Raw genomic sequence first — 22576 nt, 5'->3', positions numbered from 1 at the left:
CCGGATGGCCTCGCGATGATCCGCCCCGATATCCTCGCCGCGATCGGCGGCACGCCCTTGATCCGCCTCAAGCGCGCCTCGGAGGAGACCGGCTGCACCATCCTGGGCAAGGCCGAGTTCATGAATCCGGGCCAGTCGGTGAAGGACCGCGCCGCCCTGTTCATGGTCGAGGCCGCGGAGCGCGCCGGCACCCTGCGGCCGGGCGGAACCATCGTGGAGGGCACGGCGGGCAATACCGGCATCGGGCTCGCGATGGTCGGCGCGGCGCGGGGCTACCGCACCGTGATCGTGATCCCGGAGACCCAGTCGGCGGAGAAGAAGCAAGCCCTTCGGCTGGCCGGGGCCGACCTCGTCGAGGTGCCGGCGGTGCCGTTTTCCAACCCGAACAACTACGTGAAGGTGGCGCGCCGCCTCGCCGAGCGCCTGGCCACCACCGAGCCCGGCGGCGCCTTCTTCGCCGATCAGTTCGACAACCCGGCGAACCGCGAGGCCCATATCGCCACGACCGGCCCGGAGATCTGGGAGGCGACCGGGGGAAGGATCGACGGCTTCATCTGCGCCGCCGGCACCGGCGGCACGCTGGCCGGCACGGCCGCCGCGCTCCGCGCCCGCAACCCGGGGGTGACGATCGGGCTCGCCGATCCCGACGGCTCAGGCCTCCACCCCTTCTACGCCACCGGCGAGCTCAAGGCCTCGGGCAACTCGATCACCGAGGGCATCGGCCAGGGCCGGATCACCGGCAACCTCGAAGGCTTCCGGCCGGACATCTCCTACGCCATCCCCGACACGGAGGCGCTGCCGCTGGTCTTCGGGCTCCTGGAGGAGGAGGGCCTGTGCCTCGGCGGCTCGTCGGGCATCAACGTCGCGGGGGCGATCCGGCTCGCCCGCCATCTCGGTCCCGGCCATACCATCGTGACGATCCTGTGCGATTACGGCACCCGCTACGCCTCGAAGCTGTTCGACCCCGGCTTCCTGCGCGCCCGCGACCTGCCGGTGCCGCATTGGCTCGAGAGCCCGCGGGTGATCGATCCGGGGCTGGTCGCGTAGACGCCACGCGAAAATTTTCCTGGCCTTTCACCGCTCAAGATTCCGGGCGGGTGTAACCGAGATGAGACGGCGAGGAGCGGGCGCCGTCGTCATCCCTCGGCGCCGGATCGGTGCCCGCCGCCGCCCTGCATGCCGGTTTCGACGGCCCGTGGGGTGATCAGGCCGGGACTTGAGCCCGACTGATCCTGGGTGCCCGGCCACACAGAATTCCATAACGCGGCCCGGCCGCCGTCGAATGCCGGGCCTGGGCGCCATTCCTCAGGCGACAACTCCGGTTCGTCCATCGGGCCAGGACTGTATTGCCTGCCTATCTCCATGATGTGCCGCAAGCACAGGCCGGCGCGGATCCCTGTCGATCGCCTCATTAACGACTTGTTAACCCTGATTGCTCAGCATTTCCCAGTCGCAAGAACAAATACGCCCGGGGGCCCTCGTCACCAGGAGGAATGCAGCATGGCGCCAGCGACCACCCTCGCGGAGGCCGAGCGCAAGCTCGTCATCGAGACGCTCATCCGTTGCCGCGGCAACCGCACCCACGCCGCCAAGATGCTCGGCATCTCGGTCCGCACGGTGCGCAACCGGATCGCGGAATACAGGAGGATCGGTGTCTGCCTGCCGATCTACCGCGACGTCGTGTGGTCCGACTGGCCGGAAGGGGAATTCTCGCTGGAGGAGGCCGGGATGATGGGCGGGCCGGTGGAGGGGACGGCCTGACGGGCGCGGCCGCGGCCAAGTCGACTTGAACCCCGATCGCATCTCGGCCGCGTCGGTCCAGGCTGCCGCAGTGGCGGCCTGCGACCGACCAGGGCCGTCCGGGGAACCCGCGCCACTTCTTTTCCCCGGACAGCCCTGTGGCGCGAGAGGGAGGAAACCTGAGCCTCACACCGACAGCCAGCGCCGCACCTGGGCCTCGACCATGCCGGAGCGCGGCCCGGCCTCGACCACCTGGCCGCGATCCATCACCGCGTACGTGTCGCACAGGTCGCGGGCCCACTCGAAATACTGCTCGACCAGCACGATCGCCATGTCGCCCTTGCCCCGCAGGTAGTCGATCGCCCGGCCGATATCCTTGATGATCGAGGGCTGGATGCCCTCGGTCGGCTCGTCGAGGACGAGGACGCGGGGGCGGGTCACCAGGGCACGGCCGATGGCGAGCTGCTGCTGTTGGCCGCCCGAGAGGTCGCCGCCGCGCCGGCCCAGCATGTCCTTGAGGACCGGGAAGAGGTCGTAGATCTCGGCTGGCACGTAGCGGTCGGCGCGCTTCAACGGCGCGAAGCCGGTCTCCAGGTTCTCCTTGACGGTCAGCAGCGGGAAGATCTCGCGGCCCTGCGGCACGAAGGCGATGCCCTGGCGGGCGCGGTCGTAGGGGGCGAGGCGGCTGATGTCGCGCCCGTCGAGCTTGACCGCGCCCTTCGACACCGGCTGCTGGCCGACGATGGCGCGCATCAAGGAGGTCTTGCCGACGCCGTTGCGGCCGAGCACCGCGGTCACCTTGCCCGCTTCGGCCTGGAGCGAGACGCCGCGCAGGGCCTGCGCCGCGCCGTAATGGAGATCGATGGTCTCGACGGAGAGCATGTCAGACAAGAATCCTCAGCGGCCGAGATAGACCTCGACCACCCGCGGGTCGGCCGAGACGGAATCGATCGAGCCCTCGGCCAGCACCGCGCCCTCGTGCAGGCAGGTGACGCGGCACTGGAGGGCCCGCACGAAGTGCATGTCGTGCTCGACCACGATCACCGCGTGGTCCCGGGCGATGCGGCGCAGCAGCGTCGCCGTCGCCTCGGTCTCGGCGTCGGTCATGCCGGCGACCGGCTCGTCGACGAGGAGGAGCTTGGGGTCCTGGGCGAGCAGCATGCCGATCTCGAGCCACTGCTTCTGGCCGTGCGAGAGGTCGGCCGCCGGACGCGCCCGGTGGGCGATCAGCCCCACGGTCTCCAGGATGGCGTCGATCTGCGTCCGCTCGACCCGGTTGCGCCAGCCGAACAGCGAGGCGGTCGCGGCGCGCGGGCCCTTCAATGCCAGCAGGATGTTGTCGGCGACGGACTGGCTCTCGAACACCGTCGGCTTCTGGAACTTGCGGCCGATGCCGAGCTCGGCGATCGCCGCCTCGTCCATGCGGGTGAGGTCGTGCACGCCGTCGTAGATCACCTGGCCGGTATCGGGCCGGGTCTTGCCGGTGATGCAATCCATCATCGTGGTCTTGCCGGCGCCGTTCGGACCGATGATCGCCCGCATCTCGCCGGGCATCAGGGTCAGGGACAGGCCGCGCAGGGCCCGGTAGCCGTCGAACGTGACCTTGATGTCGTCGACGTAGAGCAGGGCCTGGGTAAGGCGCTTCTCGTGAACCGGGTCGGAGACGGGCAGGGCGATCGCCGCGCTCATGATCCGCGGCCCTCCTCGGCGAGTGCGGGGGGAATGTCGCCCGGCTTCGGGCCGGGCAGGCGCGCTTTCGCGCGGCGGGAGCCGAGCCGCTCGGTCAGGGTGCCGAGGATGCCCTTGGGCAGGAACAGGGTGATGACGACGAAGAGGGCGCCCAGCGCGAACAGCCAGGCATCCGGCATCGCGCCGGTCAGCAGGGTCTTGGCGTAGTTGACCAGCACCGCGCCGAGCGCCGCGCCGACGAGGGTGCCGCGGCCGCCGACCGCGACCCAGATCACCGCCTCGATCGAGTTGGCGGGGGCGAACTCGGACGGGTTGATGATGCCGACCTGCGGCACGTAGAGGGCGCCGGCGACGCCCGCCATCATGGCGGAGACCGTGAAGGCCAGGACCTTGTAGTGCGCCGTGCGGTAGCCGAGGAAGCGGGTGCGCGATTCCGCGTCGCGGATCGCGATCAGGACCTTGCCGAAGGCCGAGGTCGTCATGAAGCGGGCGACGAGGTAGGCGAGCCCGAGAGCCACGGCCGTCAGGACGAACAGGACCACGCGGGTGCCTTGCGCCTGCACGTTGAAGCCGAGGATGTCCTTGAAGTCGGTGAGCCCGTTATTGCCCCCTAATCCCATGTCGTTGCGGAAGAAGGCGAGCATCAGCGCGAAGGTCATCGCCTGGGTGATGATCGACAGGTAGACGCCGGTCACCCGCGAGCGGAAGGCGAGCCAGCCGAACACGAAGGCGAGGAGGCCGGGCACCAGCAGAACCATCACGGCCGCGACCGGAAAGAGATCGAAGCCGTGCCAGTACCAGGGCAGCGACTTGTAGTTCAGGAACACCATGAAGTCGGGCAGGACGGGATTGCCGTAGACGCCCCGCGGCCCGATCTGGCGCATCAGGTACATGCCCATCGCGTAGCCGCCGAGCGCGAAGAACGCGCCGTGGCCGAGCGAGAGGATGCCGCAATAGCCCCAGACGAGGTCGAGGCTGAGCGCCAGGATCGCGTAGGCGAGGTACTTGCCCATCAGCGAGACGGCGTAGGTCGGCACGTGGAGGCTTGAGCCCGGCGCGGTGAGGAGGTTGAGGGCCGGCACGACGATGCAGGCCGCCGCGATCACCCCGAGGAAGATCCAGCCGGGCTTGTCGATGCGGGAGAGCAGCATGGTCAGGCCTCCACCGCCCGGCCCTTGAGCGCGAACAGGCCGCGCGGCCGCTTCTGGATGAACAGGATGATGAACACGAGGAGCAGGATCTTTCCGAGGACCGCGCCCGCATAGGGCTCGAGGAACTTGTTGGCGACGCCGAGCGTCAGCGCGGCGACCAGCGTGCCCCAGAGATTGCCGACGCCGCCGAAGACCACGACTAGGAACGAGTCGATGATGTAGCCCTGGCCGAGATTGGGCGAGACGTTGTCGATCTGCGACAGCGCCACCCCGGCGACGCCGGCGATGCCCGACCCGAGGCCGAACGTGAAGGCGTCGATCCAGGGCGTGCGGATGCCCATGGCGGCGGCCATGCGGCGGTTCTGGGTGACGGCGCGGGTCTTCAGGCCGAACGAGGTCGCCTTCAGGATCAGGTTGAGGGCGACGAACACCGCCATCGCGAAGACCACGATCCACAGCCGGCCCCAGGTGATCGACAGGCCGAACAGGTCGAAGGCGCCCGACATGTAGGACGGCGCGCCGACCTCGCGGTTGGTCGGCCCGAAGGCCGAGCGCACCGCCTGCTGCAGGATCAGGCTGATGCCCCAGGTGGCCAGCAGCGTCTCGAGCGGCCGTCCGTAGAGGTGGCGGATGACGCTGCGCTCGATCAGGATGCCGACGGCGCCGGCGGTGAGGAAGGCGAGCGGGATCGCGATCGGCAGCGACCAGTCGAACAGGCCGGGGGCCTTCTGGCGGATCAGCTCCTGCACCAGGTAGGTGGTGTAGGCGCCGAGCATCACCATCTCGCCATGGGCCATGTTGATGATGCCCATCACCCCGAAGGTGATGGCAAGGCCGATCGCCGCGAGCAGCAGCACCGAGCCGAGGGAGATTCCGTACCAGGCGTTCTGCACGTTCGCCATCAGGGCCTGACGGGTCTCGATGCCTGAGACGCCGCGGGCGGCGGCGTCGCGCACGCTCTGGGACGCGTCGCCCGACAGGCCGCGCAGGATGGCGAGCGCCTCCGAGTCGCCGCGGGCCTGGATGGTGTCGATGGCCGACAGGCGCTCGATCTCGGGGGCGCCGGATTTCGCCAGCAGTGCCGCGGCGCGGGCCTCCTGGAGGCTGCGCTTCACGCCTGCATCGGTCTCGCGGGCGAGGGCCGCGTCGAGGGCCGGCAGCGCCGCGGCGTCGCGGGCCTTGAACACCGCGTCGGCGGCGATGCGGCGGGTGGCGGGATCGGGCGCCAGCAGGTTCAGGGTGCCGAGCGCCGCGTCGATCGCGCGCCGCACCCGGTTGTTGACCCGCACGGGCTTGAGGCCGTCGGGCGCGATGGCGGCGCCGGTGCGGGCGTCGGCGAGCGTCGCCCCGTCCTTGATCGCCAGCGCCTTGTCGTCCGGGCGGTAGAGCAGGCGGTTGTCCGTGAGCGCCCGGAGCACCGGCCCGGCCTTGGGGTCGCCGCTCGTGGCGAGGCCTGCGATGCCGGCCTCGATGTCGGAATAGCTGTCGCTGGCAAGGCGGGCATAGGCGGCGTCGGGCCCGGCCTGCGCGGCGGCCGGGAGCGACCAGGCGGCGCAGCAGAGCGCGAGGAGAAGGACGAGGCAGCGGCGCATTCAGGCTTGTCCGGGGAAAGGTGCCAACATTCCCCTTCCCCCGTGTGGGAGAGGGGTCAGGGGATCGAAGATCCCGCGTGAGGGTGGAGACGGTGCCGCAGATAAACTGAACCGCTCCGCTGCCAGCACAAATGGTTGAGCTTTACTGCGGAACCGTCGACGCCCTCACGTGCGATCTTCGATCGCCACGGCCCCTCTCCCGCCTGGGAGAGGGGCGATTGTGCTATGCGCTCACGCGCCGCCGCACTTCTTCGTCTTGGTGTTGTAGTTGCCGCAATTGAGCTTGACCCAGTCGGCCTCGAGGTCCTTCGAGCCGTCGAGCTGCTTCGACCAGGCCTCGCCGGGGATCAGGCCGTCGGTCTTCCACACCACGTCGAACTGCCCGTTGTCCTTGATCTCGCCGATGAAGACGGGCTTGGTGATGTGGTGGTTGGCCAGCATTTCCGAGGTGCCGCCGGTCAGGTTGTCTTGCTTGATGCCCGGCAGCGCCGCGATCACCTTGTCGGGATCGGTGGTTCCGGCCTTCTCGACCGCCTTCACCCACATGTTGAAGCCGATATAGTGGGCCTCCATCGGGTCGTTGGTGACGCGCTTCGGGTTCTTGGTGTAGGCGTGCCACTTCTCGATGAACGCCTTGTTCGCCGGCGTGTCGATCGACATGAAGTAGTTCCACGCCGCCAGGTGGCCGAGCAGCGGCTTGGTGTCGATGCCGGCCAGTTCCTCCTCGCCGACCGAGAAGGCGACGACCGGGATGTCGGTCGCCTTGATGCCCTGGTTCGCCAGCTCCTTGTAGAACGGCACGTTGGCGTCGCCGTTGACCGTCGAGACCACCGCGGTCTTCTTGCCGGCCGAGCCGAAGTTCTTGATCGCGGCGACCCGGGTCTGCCAATCGGACTGACCGAACGGGGTGTAGTTGATCGAGATGTCCTCGGGCTTGACGCCCTTGGCCTTCAGGTAGGCCTCGAGGATCTTGTTGGTGGTGCGCGGATAGACGTAGTCCGTGCCCTCGAGCACCCAGCGTTCGACCTTCTCCTCCTTCATCAGGTAGTCGACGGCCGGGATCGCCTGCTGGTTCGGCGCGGCGCCGGTGTAGAACACGTTGCGCTCGCTCTCCTCGCCCTCGTACTGGACGGGGTAGAACAGGATCGAGTTCAGCTCCTTGAACACCGGCAGCACGGACTTGCGCGACACGCTGGTCCAGCAGCCGAACACCGCCGAGACCTTGTCCTTGGCGATCAGCTCGCGCGCCTTCTCGGCGAAGAGCGGCCAGTTCGAGGCCGGATCGACCACCACCGCCTCGAGCTTCTTGCCGAGGATGCCGCCCTTCTTATTCTGCTCCTCGATGAGCATCAGCATGACGTCTTTGAGCGTCGTCTCGGAGATCGCCATCGTGCCCGAGAGCGAGTGCAGGATGCCGACCTTGATGGTCTCCTGCGCCGAGGCGACCGTCGTCGCCAGCGTGCCGAGCGCCAACCCGCCCGCGACCGCGGCGCGCGAGAGCCAACCCTTCCACGTCATGGTGTTCTTCTCCCTGGGCCGATGCGGCCGCCCCCCGTTCCGCAAAGCCCGTGCCAAGGAGGTTTCCGAAAAGGTTCCCGCGGAATCGGGCTCAAATACTGGGCATCGGCGAGCTTCCGGCGCCATTTGCCCGATTTTTGCCGGCGTTGCTGCCCGTCCGGGCGTCATTCTGCCTAAGCCTGCGCCAAGGCTACGCTTGAGATGCGTCTGCCCTAGGTGTTCGTTCCAGCCGGCATCGTCGCCGGCCGGGGAGAGCCGCGGTGATCGAGGACCTGTGGTACAAGAACGCGGTGATCTACTGCCTCTCGGTCGGCTCCTTCATGGATGCCAACGGCGACGGCATCGGCGATTTCGAGGGGCTGGAGCGCCGCCTCGATTATCTCCTCGGCCTCGGCGTCACGGCGATCTGGCTGCACCCGTTCCAGCCCTCGCCCGGGCGCGACCACGGCTACGACGTGGCCGACTATTACGGCGTCGACCCGCGCTACGGCACGCTCGGCGACTTCGTCGCCTTCACGCATGCCGCGAAGCAAAGAGGCATGCGGGTGCTGATCGACCTCGTGGTCAACCACACCTCCGACCAGCATCCCTGGTTCCAGGCCGCCCGGCGGGACCCCGACGCCCGCACCCGCGACTGGTACGTCTGGTCGAAGACCAAGCCGCCGCATGCCGACCAGGGCATGGTCTTTCCGGGCGTGCAGAAGAGCACCTGGAGCTACGACAAGGAAGCGAAGGCCTGGTACTTCCACCGCTTCTACGACTTCCAGCCCGACCTCAACACCGCCAACCCCCACGTCCAGGCCGAGATCCTGAAGATCATGGGGTTCTGGATCCAGCTCGGCGTGTCGGGCTTCCGGATGGACGCGGTGCCGTTCGTGATCGCCGAGAAGGGGCCTGAGGTCTCGGGCGAGCCGCGCGAGCAGTTCGAGCTGCTGCGGCTCTTCCGCGAGTTCCTGCAATGGCGCCAGGGCGACGCGATCATCCTGGCCGAGGCCAACGTGCTGCCGCGCCAGGACCTCGACTATTTCGGCGACGACGCCGACCGCATGCACATGATGTTCAACTTCCAGGTCAACCAGGCTTTGTTCTACGCCTTGGCCTCGGCCGATGCGCGCCCGCTGGTGAAGGCGCTGCAGAAGACCTGGAACCGGCCGCCTTCGAGCCAGTGGGCGATCTTCCTGCGCAACCACGACGAGCTGGATCTCGGCCGCCTGACCGAGAAGCAGCGCCAGACAGTGTTCCAGGCCTTCGGGCCCGAGCCCGAGATGCAGCTCTACGACCGCGGCATCCGCCGGCGCCTCGCGCCCATGCTCGGCGGCGACCGGCGCCGGATCGAGCTCGCCTACAGCCTGATGTTCACCCTGCCGGGCACGCCGGTCCTGCGCTACGGCGACGAGATCGGCATGGGCGACGACCTCTCGCTGCCGGAGCGCGACTGCGCCCGCACGCCGATGCAGTGGTCGCACGAGCCCCATGGCGGCTTCACGCTGAACGACAGCCCGGACTCGCCGCCGATCCACGAGGGCGCTTACGCCTTTTCCCACGTCAACGCGGCGGCGCAGCGCTGCGCGCCGGAATCGCTCCTCAACTGGATGGAGCGGGTCATCCGCATGCGCAAGGAGGTGCCGGAGATCGGCTGGGGCGACTTCACCGCCCTCGAGACCGGCGACGCGAGCGTGCTCGCCCTGCGGTACGACTGGCGCAACAATTCGGTCCTCTGCCTCCACAACCTCGCGGCCGAGCCGAAGGAGGTCACCTTCGCCACCGGCCTCGACGGCGACGGCCGCAACCTGATCGACCTCCTCACCGGCCAGCGCAGCCTCGCCAATGACAACGGGAGCCACTGCGTGCTGATGGAGGGCTACGGCTATCGCTGGTACCGGGTCGGAGGTCTCGATTACCTGCTGCGGCGGAGCGAGATCTGAGGGCGCGCCTCGGCGCGTCGACAGGCCGGGGCCGGGGCCGGGGCCGGGGCCGGGGCCGGATGGTCGAGGCGCCGGTCAGGCGGTTGGCTGTCGGTGCAACGGACGGGCGCTCCTTCGCCGCCCATCCCCTCCGTCACCGCGCGAGGGCGTCGAACCACGCCTTCCACTGGGGCAACGACCGGGCGAAGGTGCCGCGATGGGTCGTGTCGCCGGTCGAGACCGCCTCGACCTGCGTGTTGCCGATCGCCCGCTGGTAGGTCGCTGCCAGCTGTCCCAGGCCGGGGGTGATCGCCTCGTCGGTCTCACCGTAGAAGTTGCGCACCGGGGTGCGGATCACCCAGCGATAGGCCTGCGTCTGCGCCACCAGGCGGCCATAGGCGGAGGCGGCGAAAAAGTGCGGATCGAAATAGTCGGGCCGGATCAGGGCGTGCAGGTCGGTCGGAATCCGGGCGAGGTCCGTGGCCGTCCGCTCGTAGGCGGCCTTGGCGAGGTCGTAGACGTCGTCCTTGATGACCGAGCGGGCGAGGCCCGGGACGCCGTAATAGTTCTCGAAGGCGAAGGCCGAGAGGATGAACAGGCTGTTCACCCAGGCCGCGTCGATCTTGCGCGGGAAGTTCAGGTAGCCGTTGAGCGGCACGAAGACGTCCACCGGCGCGCTCGCGGTGGCCGCCGCGGCGACCGGGATCCCGGTCGCCTCGAGCCGCTCCAGCATCGCCATCGTGACGAAGCCGCCCTGCGACCAGCCGGCCAGGAAAAGCCCGGTCGGGCGCCGCTTCAGGTCGGCGAGCACCGCCTTGCCTGCCGTCAGCATGTCCACCGTGGCCTGCTGATGGCTGGCCTTGACCATGTAGCCCTCTGGCTCGGTGGAGGTGCCGAGGCCGAAATAGTCGGCGCCGATCAAGGCGTAGCCCTGGCCGGCGAACTGGGCGATCATCGCTTGCGTCTCGTGCGACTGTTCGGGGAAGGAGGGCACGTCCTCTTTCCCGTAGACGGTGCCGTGCTGGTAGGAGACCAGCGGCAGGGCGGCCGCGGCGTTGTCGGGCAGGGCGATCAGGCCGCTCGCCACCGTGGGCCTGTTGCCCCGCTCCGGGATCACCGACGGATAGGTCACCCGATAGAGGCGGACCGCGTTGCGGGCGGGGCTGTAGCTTACGGGGAGGCCGCTGAAACCCGGCATCTCCGTGACGAGGATGCGATTCAGGCGGTCGATGTCCCAGCGCGCGAGGAACTCGTATCGGATGCCGGTCGCGACCTCGACGGGCTTCGTTTCCTCCGCCGCGACCTTCCTCTCCCAGAGGATTGTCAGTCCGAGGAAGGCAGCGAGGACCGCAACCATACGATGGAGTTTTGGCATCATTGTTTCCTGCGCAGGCAAGATCGCATCTGACGAGCGGCAGCCGGAGAATGCACCGCTTCCCTTAAGAAAGGCGTAGTAAGGGCGGTCCGTGGCCGGGATCCGAAGCGGGGATCGCCCGTCGGCCCCCCTTCCGCCGTCGGCGGCCGAAGGACGCCGGCGGACCGATTGCCGCCCGCCGCCTTGCGTTCCGGCGCCTGCGGGATTATCTAGCTTCGTAACAGTTCTGTTCGTGGCCGGTGAGGCTGCGGTGCGGGAGTGGGTCCCCCCGGGGCCCGCTCTTTTTTATTGCCGCAAGCCTCCCCGGGCGCGAGCCGAACGCCAAATTGCCTCCCCTCCAAGGGCCCCTCTCGCGGGGACCGCGCCGCGGCACAGACACCCATGACCGACGCCCCAGACCAACACCCGGCCGAGAAGCGCCTCATCACCGAGACCGGCATTGCCGCTCGCGTGGCGCAGATCATCGAGCCCGCGATCGAGGGCCTCGGCTTCCGCCTCGTGCGGGTGAAGGTCTCGAGCCAGAACGGCTGCACGGTGCAGATCATGGCCGAGCGGCCGGACGGCACCATGTCGGTCGACGAGTGCGAGACCGTCAGCCGCACGATCTCGCCGATCCTCGACGTCGACGACCCGATCGGCGGCGCCTACTACCTCGAGATCTCCTCGCCGGGGATCGACCGGCCGCTGGTGCGCGCGGGCGACTTCGCCCGCTGGGCCGGCTACGAGGCCAAGGTCGAGCTGGCGACGCCGCTGGACGGCCGCAAGCGCTTCCGCGGCATCATCCGGGCGCCGGAGGGCGAGACGGTCCGCATCGACCTGCCCGACGCCAAGGAGGGCCTGCCGTCCTCCTACGACTTGGCCCTACGCGACATCGGCGAGGCCCACCTCGTCCTCACCGACGCACTGGTGCGCGAATCCCTGAGGCGCGGCTCGGCCCCACCGCAGGACGACGAGGAGGATGACGAGGACGACGGCGCGAGCCCGTCCGTCACCCGCTGAACGCCCCAGACCCGTAACGAACGAGACAACCAGGAAGGACTGAACCGATGGCCGTCGTCAGCGCCAACAGGCTCGAACTCCTCCAGATCGCCGAGGCGGTCGCCCGCGAGAAGGTGATCGACCGCGCCATCGTGATCGGCGCCATGGAAGAGGCGATCGCCAAGGCCGCCCGCTCGCGCTACGGCGCCGAGACCGACGTGCATGCGGAGATCGATCCCCGCACCGGGGCCCTGCGCCTGTCGCGCCACCTCCTGGTGGTGGACGAGGTCGAGAATGACGCCCGCGAGATCGACCTCCCCTCGGCCCGCCGCCACAACCCGGCCGCCCAGGTCGGCGACGTGATCTCCGACACGCTGCCCCCCTTCGATTTCGGCCGCGTCGCCGCCCAGTCGGCCAAGCAGGTGATCGTCCAGAAGGTCCGCGACGCCGAGCGCGACCGCCAGTACGACGAGTACAAGGACCGCATCGGCGAGGTCGTCAACGGCCTGGTCAAGCGCGTCGAGTACGGCAACGTCATCGTCGATCTCGGCCGCGGCGAGGGCATCGTGCGCCGCGACGAGTCGATCCCGCGCGAGACCTTCCGCCCCGGCGACCGCATCCGCGCCTACCTGTTCGACGTCCGCCGCGAGGTGCGCGGACCGCAGATCTTCCTCTCGCGCTCGCACCCGCAATTCATGGCCAAGCTCTTCGGCCAGGAAGTGCCGGAGATCTACGACGGCATCGTCGAGGTGAAGGCGGTCGCCCGCGATCCGGGCTCGCGCGCCAAGATCGCGGTGATCTCGCGCGATTCCTCGATCGACCCGGTCGGCGCCTGCGTGGGCATGCGCGGCTCCCGCGTCCAGGCGGTGGTCGGCGAGCTGCAGGGCGAGAAGATCGACATCATCCCGTGGTCGCAGGACCAGGCGACCTTCATCGTCAACGCGCTGCAGCCGGCCGAGGTGGTCAAGGTGGTGCTCGACGAGGAGGCCGACCGCATCGAGGTGGTGGTGCCCGACGACCAGCTGTCGCTCGCCATCGGCCGGCGCGGCCAGAACGTGCGGCTCGCCTCCCAGCTCACCGGCTGGGACATCGACATCCTGACCGAGGCCGAGGAATCGGAGCGCCGGCAGAAGGAGTTCGTCGAGCGCACCAACACCTTCATGCAGGCCCTCGACGTCGACGAGACCGTGGGCCAGCTCCTCGCCGCGGAAGGCTTCCGCTCGGTCGAGGAGATCGCCTATGTCGAGCCGGCGGAGCTCGCCAACATCCAGGGCCTCGACGAGGAGACCGGTGCCGAGATCCAGGCCCGCGCCCTCGACTACCTCAACCGCATCGAGGCCGAGAACGACGCCCGCCGCATCGAGCTGGGCGTCGCCGACGAGCTGCGCGAGATCGACGGCATCACCACCCCGATGATGGTGGCGCTGGGCGAGAACGACGTGAAGACCGTCGAGGACCTCGCCGGCTGCGCCACCGACGACCTCGTCGGCTACACCGAAGGCCGCGGCCCCGAGGCGGTGCGCCATGCCGGCTACCTCGACGGGTTCGAGCTCTCCCGCGCCGAGGCCGAGGCGATGATCATGGCCGCCCGCGTCCATGCCGGCTGGGTCGAGGCGCCCCCGCCCGAGGAGGCGCCGGAGGGTGACGAGGCCGAGGGCGAGGAAGGCGAGCATGCCGAGGGCGAGCCGTCGCACGAGGGCGAGGAGCACGAGACCGTGCCGGTCGAGGAGGGCGCCGCCGCGACCGCCGAGGGCCAGCCGACCTGAGGCCGACGGAAAGCCGGATGAGCACGACCATGCAGGATGAGCCCCAGGATGCGGACCCGCTGCCGCCGGACGTCCTCGACGCCGGCGCCGGGCGCGGCCGCGCCCATGCGGAGCGCACCTGCCTGGTCACGCGCGAGGCGGGCAGCCCCGAGCGGATGATCCGCTTCGCGCTGGGTCCCGACAACCAGGTGGTGCCGGACCTGCGCGCCCGGCTCCCCGGCCGCGGCGCCTGGGTCACGGCGACCCGGGCGGCGGTGCAGGAGGCGGTGAGGAAGCGCCTGTTCCAGCGCGCCTTCCGGCAGAAGGACGCCCATGTGGCGCCCGATCTCGCCGATGTGATCGAGGCGGGGTTGCGCGAGGACCTGCGGCAGGGTTTCTCGCTCGCCAACAAGGCCGGCTGCGTCGTCACCGGCTTCACCAAGGTGGAGAGCGCAGTGGACAGCCCGACCGGGGTCAAGGCCCTGGTCCATGCCAGCGACGCGAGCCCGGATGGGCGCCGCAAGCTCGCCCAGGCATTGCGAAGGCGCTACGGCGATGCCATATCGAGGATCCCGGTGATCGACGACCTGTCCGGTGAAGAATTGGACATGGCCTTGGGCCGGGATCATGTGATACACGCTGCCCTCGTCGCGGGAGCCGGCACTGCCGGCTTGCTCGCGCGTTGGCGTCGGCTCCACGTCTTCCGCGGCGGGACGGCGACGTCGGGAAGCGCCGGAACGGAGCCGACAGGCTCCGACGCGGCGCTCCCGGACGCTGTCCAGGATGGTGGACCATCGCTGCGGACCGGCCCCCCGGAGGCCGGTGGTTGAACGAATCGAATGGGATCGGCCCGGTTGGCGGGTGCGCTCCCGGGAACACGATGGGAGGCGGCCACCGGGAGGCCGGGTCCCGGGACGGACGAGAACCCCCAGGGTCTGAACTGAATGAGTGAGACGAAAAATCCGGGCGACAAGACGTTGCATACCGGTCCCTCCAAGACGCTTTCGATGAAGCGTCCGATCGAGCAGGGCACGGTGCGCCAGAGCTTCTCCCATGGCCGCTCGAAGTCGGTCGTGGTCGAGACGGTGAAACGTCGCCCCGGCGGCGCGCCGGCCCCGGCTGCGCCGAAGGAATCCGCGCCGAGCCAGGCGCGCTCCGCTCCCCAGGGGCAGGGCGGCCGCCCAGGCGCAGCGCGCCAGGATCGCCCGGGCGCCGCGCGCTCCGGCGTGGTGCTGCGCACCCTGAGCGATCAGGAGCAGAGCGCCCGCATGGCCGCCCTCGTCGACGCCAAGCGTCGCGAGGAGGAGGAGCGCCGCCGCGCCGCCGAGGAGGCGCAGCGCCGCGCCGAGCGCGAGGCTGCCGAGGTCCGCGAGCGCGAGGCCGCCGAGGCCCGCAAGCGCGAGGAAGAGGAGCGTCGCCGCCAGGAGGACGCGCGCAAGCGCCGTGCCGCCGAGGAGGCCGAGCGCCGCGCCCAGGAGGATGCGGCGGCCCGCGCGGCGCCCGCTCCGGCCGCCCCCGAGGCGCCGGCGGCTGCTCCGGTCGCGGCGGCTCCTGCCGCCCCGCGCCCGGCGACCCCGGCCGCTGCCCGCCCGGCCGCTCCGGCCGGTGCCCGTCCTGCCGCCGCGGGCGCTCGTCCCGCCGCCGCAGGGGCCCGCCCCGCGGCTGCCGGTGCCCGTCCGGGCGCCCCGACCGGTGCACGGCCGGCGGCTCCCGCCGGCACCCGTCCGGCGACCCCGAGCGCCGGGATCACCCGTCCGAGCGCGCCGGCCGAGCCGCGCCGCACGCTGACGGCCGATGCCCGCAAGCCACGCGACCTGAACTTCATGGCCCGCCCGGCGCCGAAGCCGGAGCCCGAACCCGCCAAGCCCGAGCAGCCGACGGCCGCCAAGGCTGCGACGGCGGCCAAGCCCGCGACGGGCGCCGCCGCGACGGCGCGTCCCGCCACCGGCCGTCCGGCCGCGGCGGAGGAGGAGGCCGAGACCAAGCGGGTCATCCGCCGTCCCGGCATGCCGCTCAAGGTCATCACCCCGCCCAAGACGCCGAAATCCCCCGGCGGCGACCGCAACCGCGGCCGCCTGACCATCGCGACGGCGACCTCGGGCGAGGACGAGCGCACGCGGTCTCTGGCCTCGTTCCGCCGCCGCAACCAGCGCCTGACCGGCCACCGCCAGGTGGAGCAGAAGGAGAAGCTGGCCCGCGAGGTGGTCATCCCGGAGACGATCACCATACAGGAGCTCGCCAACCGGATGAGCGAGCGGGCGGTCGACGTCATCCGCATGCTGATGAAGCAGGGCCAGATCCACAAGATCACCGACGTGATCGACTCGGATTCGGCCCAGCTCATCGCCGAGGAACTCGGCCACACCGTGCGCCGCGTCGCGGAGTCGGACGTCGAGGAGGGCCTGTTCGACGAGCCCGATACCGACGAGGACACCCAGCCGCGCCCGCCGGTCGTGACCATCATGGGCCACGTCGACCACGGCAAGACCTCGCTGCTCGACGCGATCCGCAACGCCAACGTCGTCTCTGGCGAGGCGGGCGGCATCACGCAGCATATCGGCGCCTACCAGGTGACCTCGCCGTCCGGCGGCAAGATCACCTTCATCGACACTCCCGGCCACGCCGCCTTCACCTCCATGCGCGCCCGCGGCGCCAAGGTGACGGACATCGTGGTGCTGGTGGTGGCGGCCGATGACGGCGTCATGCCGCAGACGATCGAGGCGATCGCCCACGCCAAGGCGGCCGAGGTGCCGCTGATCGTGGCGATCAACAAGATCGACAAGCCCGACGCGAACCCGCAGCGGGTCCGCACCGAGCTGCTGCAGCACGACATCCAGGTCGAGTCGATGGGCGGCGAGACCCTCGAGTTCGAGGTCTCGGCCAAGACCAAGGAAGGCCTCGACGAGCTGCTGGAGGGCCTCGCCCTCCAGGCCGAGATCCTGGACCTGCGCGCCAATTCGGAGCGCTCGGCCGAGGGCACCGTGATCGAGGCCAAGCTCGACCGCGGCCGCGGCCCGGTGGCGACGGTGCTCGTCGAGCGCGGCACTCTGCATACCGGCGACATCATCGTGGCGGGCGCCGAGTGGGGCCGCGTGCGCGCCCTCGTCGACGATACCGGCCGCAACACCAAGGAGGCGGGTCCGTCGGTCCCCGTCGAGGTTCTGGGCTTCAACGGCACGCCGGAGGCGGGCGACCGCGTCGCGGTGGTCGAGAACGAGGCCCGGGCCCGCGAGGTCACCGAGTACCGTGCCCGCGTGAAGCGCGAGCGCGCGGCGGCCGCCGGCACCGGTGCCGGCCGGACGCTGATGGACATGATGCGCGACCTCAAGGAGGGCGCCGGCCGCAAGGAGTTCCCGCTCGTCATCAAGGGCGACGTGCAGGGCTCGGTCGAGGCCATCGCCGGCTCGCTCGAGAAGCTCGGCAACGACGAGGTGGCGGCCCGCATCCTGCACACGGGTGTCGGCGGCATTACCGAGTCGGACATCACCCTGGCCCAGGCCTCGGGTGCGGTCGTGGTCGGCTTCAACGTCCGCGCCCACAAGGAGGCCCGCGAGGCCGCCGAGCGGGCGGGCGTCGAGATCCGCTACTACAACATCATCTACGACCTCGTGGATGACGTGAAGGCGGCGATGTCGGGCCTGCTCCCGCCGACGCTCCGCGAGGAGCGCCTGGGCGAGGCGCGCATCCTCGAGATCTTCAACGTCTCGAAGGTGGGCAAGATCGCCGGTTGCCGGGTCGAGGACGGTCGCGTCGAGCGCGGCGCCCATGTCCGCCTCATCCGCGACAACGTGGTGGTGCACGAGGGCAAGCTCTCGCAGCTCAAGCGCTTCAAGGACGACGCCAAGGAAGTGGCGGCGGGTCAGGAATGCGGCATGGCCTTCGAGAACTACCAGGACATGCGTCCGCGCGACGTGATCGAGTGCTACATCGTGCACGAAGAGCGTCGCACGCTCTGACGCGAACTCCGCTGCCATCGGCCGTCCGCCGTCATGGCGGCGGTCACTCAGGATACCGCGAGCCCGGGACGCCAGCGTCCCGGGCTCGTCGGTTCATAAGATGACAGCCGCGAGGGCCCTTACGGCCAGTTGGCCGCCCCGCGGCCCGGTCCGAGCCCGGAGAGACGATCGTGCGTAAACCCCAGGAATCCGCAGGCCCCTCGCAGCGCCAGCAGCGCGTGGCCGAACTCGTGCGGCACGCCCTCGCCGAGGTGCTGAGCCGCGGCGACATCCAGGACCCGGTACTGAGCCAGCACGTGATCACCGTGCCGGAGGTCCGGATGTCGCCGGACCTCAAGCTCGCCACCGCCTACGTCATGCCGCTCGGCGGCCAGGACGAGCGCCCGGTGATCGAGGCGCTGGAGCGCAACAAGAAGGTGCTGCGCCAGGAGGTGGCCCGCCGGGTGACGCTGAAATTCGCCCCCGACCTGCGCTTCCGCCGCGACGAGACCTTCGACGAGGCGGCGCGCATCGACGCGCTCCTACGCAGCGACAAGGTCCAGCGCGACCTCGGGTCCGAGGAGCCGGACACCGAGGAGTGAGATCCGCCCGGCGCGCCGAACCCGCGCCCGGCTCAAAGACTTGACACCCTACAGGATCGGCAAGGACCAACGCGGGCGGCACGTCCCGCGGCGACCGCCGTTCGAGAACGGACACAGGATGACGATGCACGAGGATCAGCCCGCAGAGCCCGCGCCGCAGGCGACCCGCCCTGCGCGTGACGGCGCCCCCCGGCAGGATCGGCCCCGCGGCCGCGGCCGCCCGCCGGGCGACCGGCCCAAGCGCCGCGAGATCAGCGGCTGGGTGATCCTCGACAAGGGCGTCGGCATGACCTCGACCCACGCGGTCGCGGCGGTCAAGCGCGCCCTCAACGCCAAGAAGGCCGGCCACGCCGGCACCCTCGACCCGCTCGCCTCCGGCATCCTGCCGATCGCGCTGGGCGAGGCGACCAAGACCGTTCCCTTCGTGATGGACGGGCGCAAGGCCTACGTCTTCTCGGTCACCTGGGGCGTCGAGACGGACACCGACGACGCGGAAGGGCGTCCGGTCGCGACCTCCGACGACCGCCCGACCCAGGAGCAGGTCGAGGCGATGCTGCCGCGCTTCGTCGGCGCGATCGAGCAGGTGCCGCCGCGCTACTCGGCGATCAAGATCCAGGGCGAGCGCGCCTACGACCTCGCCCGCGACGGCGAGGTGGTGGAACTCGTCGCCCGCCCGGTGCAGATCGACCGTCTGGCGATCGTCGCCCACACCCCTGAGCGTACCGTGATCGAGGCCGAGTGCGGCAAGGGCACCTATGTGCGCGCCATCGCCCGCGACCTCGGCCGGGCGCTCGGCTGCTACGGCCACGTCTCGGCCCTGCGCCGCACCCGCGTCGGCCCCTTCGCCGAGGACCAGTCCTGCACCATCGGGGCGCTCGAAGCCGCCGAGGCCGAGGCCAACGCCGCTCTGCTCCGCCCGGTCGAGACGGCGCTCGACGCCGTGCCGCACGTGCCGGTCTCCCGCGACATGGCGATGCGGTTGATGCGCGGCCAGCCGGTGATCCTGCGCGGCCGCGACGCACCGACAGAGGGCAAGGCCTACGCGACCTGCGGCGGCGTGCTCGTGGCGGTCGGCGACGTCGAGCGGGGCGAGCTGGTGCCGCACCGGGTGTTCCATCTCGGCGGCACCGCCCCGCGCAACGGCTGAACCAGGAGGGCAGAGGGCGATGACCGACGGGCCGATGGCGGGCGGACTTATGGCCGATCCGCGGGTGCTGTGGAGCGAGGACGTCCTGCGCTACCGCGACACCGACGCCAACGGCCACGTCAACAACGCGGTCTTCGCCGCCTTCTGCGAGAGCGGCCGGGTGCAGTTTTTCGCCAGTCACCTGACCCCGCTGCTCACCTCCGACACCTTCTTCGTCATCGCCCGCTTCGTCATCGATTACCGGGCCGAGCTGCACTATCCGGGCCGGATCCGCACCGCGACCTGGCTCGCCCGGGCGGGACGCACCTCGCTCGGTTTCCGCCACCGCATCCTCACCGGCGACACGGTGGCGGGCGAGGCGGAATCGGTCTGCGTGCTGCTGTCGAAGGAGACGCGGCGGCCGGTGGCGCTCGGGGCGGCCGGCGCGGTGGCGGAGCGGCTGGTCGTCGAGGCGGGCTGAAGACCCCGCGGGGCGCGCGTAAGGGAGGCGTGGACGCCGGCCCCGCCGCACCGTAATCCCTCCCACGGCAGGCCGCTGCGACGGCCGCGACCGCCAGGATGGTGCGTGCCGTGCAGCTGCGGGCCCTGATCTACTTCAACGAGCTCGCCCGGCACGGGTCGATGCGGCGGGCGGCGGAGAAGCTCGGCATCGCGCCGACCGCGATCAGCCGGCAGATCGAGAACCTCGAATACCATTTCGGCGCGCCGCTGGTGGAGCGCGACCCGACCGGGATCCGGCTCACCGCCGCCGGCGAGCTTTTGGCCGCCCGCTCGGCCCGCTCCTTGCGCGAGCTCGACCACGTCCGCACCCTGATCGACGACCTCAAGGGCCTGCGGGCCGGGCGGGTCACGGTCTATGCCAGCGGGGCGGCGGCCTCCGGCCTGCTGGTGCCGGCGCTGGCGGAGTTTTCCGCGAGCTACCCGGATATCCGCTTCGAGGTCGTGGTGGCGAGCGTCGGGCGCACGGTGCAGGCGCTCGCCGACGGGGAGGCGGACCTCGCCGTCACCCTGTTCACGCCGCCGCGGACCGAGACCTTCGTGCGCTGCCGCGTGCCGGTCGACCACGCCGCCGTGATGGCGCCCGGTCATCCCCTCGCCGACCGCCTGCAGGTCGGCCCGCGCGACCTCCTGGCCCATCCGGTGGCGGTGCCGGATGCGGCCTTCGGGGTGCGCCAGGCCCTCGACGCGCAGATGCGGGAGGCGGGCCTGCCCTCCCTCGATCCGGTCTTCACCACCAGCGCCCTCGAGATCCAGCTCGAGCTCGCCCGAAGCGGCCGGGCCGTTCTGGTCCTGCCGCCCTTCACCGTGCGCCGCGACGAGGCGGCGGGAACGCTGGTGGCACGGCCCTTCCGGGAGCTGCGCATCCGCACCCATCTCGACCTGTCGCACCTGAAGGACCGGCCGCTCTCCTTCGCGGCCGCCAAGCTGGTGGCGGTTCTGGAGCAGCACATGCCGGATTTTCGGGCAGAGGCCGAGGTGTAGCGGTTTCGGCTACGGGGTGCGCACCAGATCGCTGTTGCGGCCACACCGAAAATCCTGATCTCCTAGCGGAACCAACAAGGCCGCGCGGGAGAGGCGGCCGCTCCCAACGCCGATCGAGGGGTTCCATGGTCTCACGCACGCGTTCATCCCGTCGTTGCCTGCTGACGGGCGCCCTTCTCGCGGCGCTCGCGCTGCCGGGATTCGCCGGTGATGCCCTGGCCGCCCCGCGCACCGACCTCGTCCTCGGCATGCCGGTGGAGCCTCCGGGCCTCGACCCGACCAGCGCCGCGCCGACGGTGATCGGCCAGGTGGTGTGGCAGAACGTGTTCGAGGGCCTGACCCGGGTCGACCGCGACGGCAAGGTGCAGCCGCAGCTGGCGAAGAGCTGGACCGTCTCGCCCGACGGCCTGACCTACACCTTCGCGCTCCAGACCGGGGTGACGTTCCACAACGGCGAAGCGTTCAACGCCGAGACGGCGAAGTTCGCCCTCGATGCGATCCGGGCACCGGGCTCGGTCAACCCGCAGAAGGCGCTCTACGCTGTCATCGCCGACGTCAAGGCGCCGGACCCCGCCACCCTGGTCCTGACCCTCTCGAAGCCCTCCGGCAATCTGCTGTTCTGGCTCGGCCTGCCGGCGGCGGTGATGGTCGAGCCGAAGTCGCGCGACGGGCTGAAAAGCAATCCGGTCGGGACCGGACCGTTCCGCTTCGCCACCTGGCGCAAGGGCGACCGGGTCGAGCTGACCCGCAGCCCCGACCATTGGGACGCGGCCCGCAAGGTCCATCTCGACAAGGTGACGTTCCGCTTCATCGGCGATCCGCAAGCCGCCGCCGCGGCGCTCCGCGCCGGCGACGTCGACGCCTTCCCGCTGCTGCCGGCGCCCGAACTCTACGCCGCCTTCCAGAAGGACAAGGCGTTCACGGCGGAGCCGGGCCTGACCGAGATGAAGGTCGTGGCCGGCATGAACAATGCGGGCAAGCCCTTCGCCGACAAGCGCGTGCGCCAGGCGCTGATGATGGCGGTCGACCGCAAGCTCCTGATCGAGGGCGCCTATTCGGGCTACGGCGCGCCGATCGGCAGCCATTACACGCCCAACGACCCGGGCTACAGGGACCTGACGGGGGTCTACGCCTACGACCCGGCGAAGGCGAAGGCGCTCCTGGCGGAAGCCGGCTACGCCAAGGGCCTGACCTTCACCTTCAAGTCGCCGCAGATGGCCTACGCCACCCGCACCGCCGAGATCCTGCAGGCGATGTTCGCCGAGGTCGGCGTCACGATGACTATCGTGCCGACCGAGTTCCCGGCGAAGTGGGTGCAGGAGGTGATGCGCGACCGCAGCTTCGACATGACGGTCATCGCCCATGCCGAGCCGCTGGACATCGCCATCTACTCCAACGACCCGTATTATTTCGGCTACAAGAACCCGGCCTTCAACACGGTGGTGACGCAGGCCGCGCAGGCGACCGACGAGGCGACGCGGCTCAAGCTCTACGGCGACGCGCAACAGATCCTCGCCGACGACGTGCCGGCCCTGTTCCTGTTCGTGCTGCCGAAGCTCAGCGTGTGGAAAGCGAAGCTCACGGGGTTCTGGAAGAACGAGCCGGTGCCCTCGAACGACCTGACGGACGTGCGCTGGACGGAGTGAGGCGGGCAACTCCCCTCTCCCGTATGGGAGAGGGGTCGGGGGATCGAAGATCCCGCGTGAGGGTGGCACGCT

At 70.2% G+C, this 22576-nt stretch carries 17 protein-coding genes and 1 pseudogene; 12 read left to right on the top strand and 6 right to left on the bottom strand.

Going from position 1 to position 22576, the window contains the following annotated elements:
- Positions 1 to 15: 15 nt before the first annotated feature.
- A complete protein-coding gene (locus DA075_RS15865) occupies positions 16 to 1047 on the top strand; it encodes a cysteine synthase A (protein WP_099954053.1) in 1032 nt (343 codons plus the stop codon).
- Between the two features lie 453 nt (positions 1048 to 1500).
- On the top strand, positions 1501 to 1761 hold the full coding sequence (locus tag DA075_RS15860) for a helix-turn-helix domain-containing protein (RefSeq protein ID WP_099954052.1): 261 nt from the start codon (positions 1501 to 1503) through the stop codon (positions 1759 to 1761).
- A gap of 165 nt (positions 1762 to 1926) precedes the next feature.
- Here the strand turns inward: DA075_RS15860 and urtE are convergent, their stop codons facing one another.
- The 5 genes from urtE to urtA all read right to left on the bottom strand — a co-directional run bounded on the left by urtE (position 1927) and on the right by urtA (position 7690).
- Entirely contained in the window at positions 1927 to 2622 is a 696-nt protein-coding gene (gene urtE, locus DA075_RS15855) for an urea ABC transporter ATP-binding subunit UrtE (protein WP_099954051.1), read from the bottom strand.
- 15 nt (positions 2623 to 2637) lie between these two features.
- Positions 2638 to 3429, bottom strand: coding sequence for an urea ABC transporter ATP-binding protein UrtD (gene urtD / locus DA075_RS15850; protein ID WP_099954050.1), 792 nt, complete (start codon positions 3427 to 3429; stop codon positions 2638 to 2640).
- On the bottom strand, positions 3426 to 4580 hold the full coding sequence (gene urtC, locus DA075_RS15845) for an urea ABC transporter permease subunit UrtC (protein ID WP_099954049.1): 1155 nt from the start codon (positions 4578 to 4580) through the stop codon (positions 3426 to 3428). The genes urtD and urtC overlap by 4 nt, the downstream gene beginning before the upstream one ends.
- 2 nt (positions 4581 to 4582) lie before the next feature.
- Positions 4583 to 6172 carry an urea ABC transporter permease subunit UrtB gene (gene urtB, locus DA075_RS15840; RefSeq protein ID WP_099954048.1) on the bottom strand — a complete coding sequence of 530 codons (1590 nt, stop codon included), beginning with the start codon at positions 6170 to 6172 and terminating at the stop codon, positions 4583 to 4585.
- Between the two features lie 231 nt (positions 6173 to 6403).
- Positions 6404 to 7690, bottom strand: a complete 1287-nt coding sequence (gene urtA, locus DA075_RS15835) for an urea ABC transporter substrate-binding protein (protein WP_099954047.1) — start codon at positions 7688 to 7690, stop codon at positions 6404 to 6406.
- Positions 7691 to 7950: 260 nt separating this feature from the next.
- Here urtA and DA075_RS15830 point away from each other — a divergent pair, with 260 nt between their 5' ends.
- A complete protein-coding gene (locus DA075_RS15830) occupies positions 7951 to 9615 on the top strand; it encodes an alpha-amylase family protein (RefSeq protein ID WP_099954046.1) in 1665 nt (554 codons plus the stop codon).
- Positions 9616 to 9748: 133 nt separating this feature from the next.
- On the opposite strand, the gene DA075_RS15825 is transcribed toward DA075_RS15830, so the two are convergent.
- Entirely contained in the window at positions 9749 to 10951 is a 1203-nt protein-coding gene (locus tag DA075_RS15825) for an alpha/beta hydrolase family protein (RefSeq protein WP_099954045.1), read from the bottom strand.
- Between the two features lie 399 nt (positions 10952 to 11350).
- Between DA075_RS15825 and rimP the strand changes: the two are divergent.
- The 9 genes and pseudogenes from rimP to DA075_RS15780 all read left to right on the top strand — a co-directional run.
- A pseudogene (gene rimP / locus DA075_RS15820) lies at positions 11351 to 11947 on the top strand (ribosome maturation factor RimP); the annotation flags it as partial.
- Between the two features lie 68 nt (positions 11948 to 12015).
- Positions 12016 to 13713, top strand: coding sequence for a transcription termination factor NusA (gene nusA / locus DA075_RS15815; RefSeq protein WP_099954043.1), 1698 nt, complete (start codon positions 12016 to 12018; stop codon positions 13711 to 13713).
- Between the two features lie 17 nt (positions 13714 to 13730).
- Entirely contained in the window at positions 13731 to 14522 is a 792-nt protein-coding gene (locus DA075_RS15810; protein ID WP_244936143.1) for an RNA-binding protein, read from the top strand.
- Positions 14523 to 14636: 114 nt separating this feature from the next.
- Positions 14637 to 17648: a translation initiation factor IF-2 gene (gene infB, locus DA075_RS15805; protein ID WP_099954042.1), complete on the top strand. Its 3012-nt coding sequence runs from the start codon at positions 14637 to 14639 to the stop codon at positions 17646 to 17648.
- A 170-nt stretch (positions 17649 to 17818) separates the two neighbouring features.
- The gene (gene rbfA / locus DA075_RS15800; protein WP_099954041.1) at positions 17819 to 18229 is read left to right on the top strand and encodes a 30S ribosome-binding factor RbfA; all 411 of its coding nucleotides are present in this window, start codon (positions 17819 to 17821) and stop codon (positions 18227 to 18229) included.
- Between the two features lie 124 nt (positions 18230 to 18353).
- Positions 18354 to 19376, top strand: coding sequence for a tRNA pseudouridine(55) synthase TruB (gene truB, locus DA075_RS15795; protein WP_099956621.1), 1023 nt, complete (start codon positions 18354 to 18356; stop codon positions 19374 to 19376).
- Positions 19377 to 19395: 19 nt separating this feature from the next.
- Positions 19396 to 19836: an acyl-CoA thioesterase gene (locus DA075_RS15790; RefSeq protein ID WP_232388117.1), complete on the top strand. Its 441-nt coding sequence runs from the start codon at positions 19396 to 19398 to the stop codon at positions 19834 to 19836.
- Positions 19837 to 19946: 110 nt separating this feature from the next.
- Positions 19947 to 20858, top strand: coding sequence for a LysR family transcriptional regulator (locus DA075_RS15785; protein ID WP_099956619.1), 912 nt, complete (start codon positions 19947 to 19949; stop codon positions 20856 to 20858).
- A gap of 125 nt (positions 20859 to 20983) precedes the next feature.
- Positions 20984 to 22504, top strand: coding sequence for an ABC transporter substrate-binding protein (locus tag DA075_RS15780; RefSeq protein ID WP_099954040.1), 1521 nt, complete (start codon positions 20984 to 20986; stop codon positions 22502 to 22504).
- Positions 22505 to 22576 lie beyond the last annotated feature (72 nt).

The organism is Methylobacterium currus (genome assembly GCF_003058325.1).
GTDB classification, from domain to species: domain Bacteria; phylum Pseudomonadota; class Alphaproteobacteria; order Rhizobiales; family Beijerinckiaceae; genus Methylobacterium; species Methylobacterium currus.
Note: the sequence above shows the minus strand (reverse complement) of the source record. Positions and strands in the feature narration are given on the sequence as shown.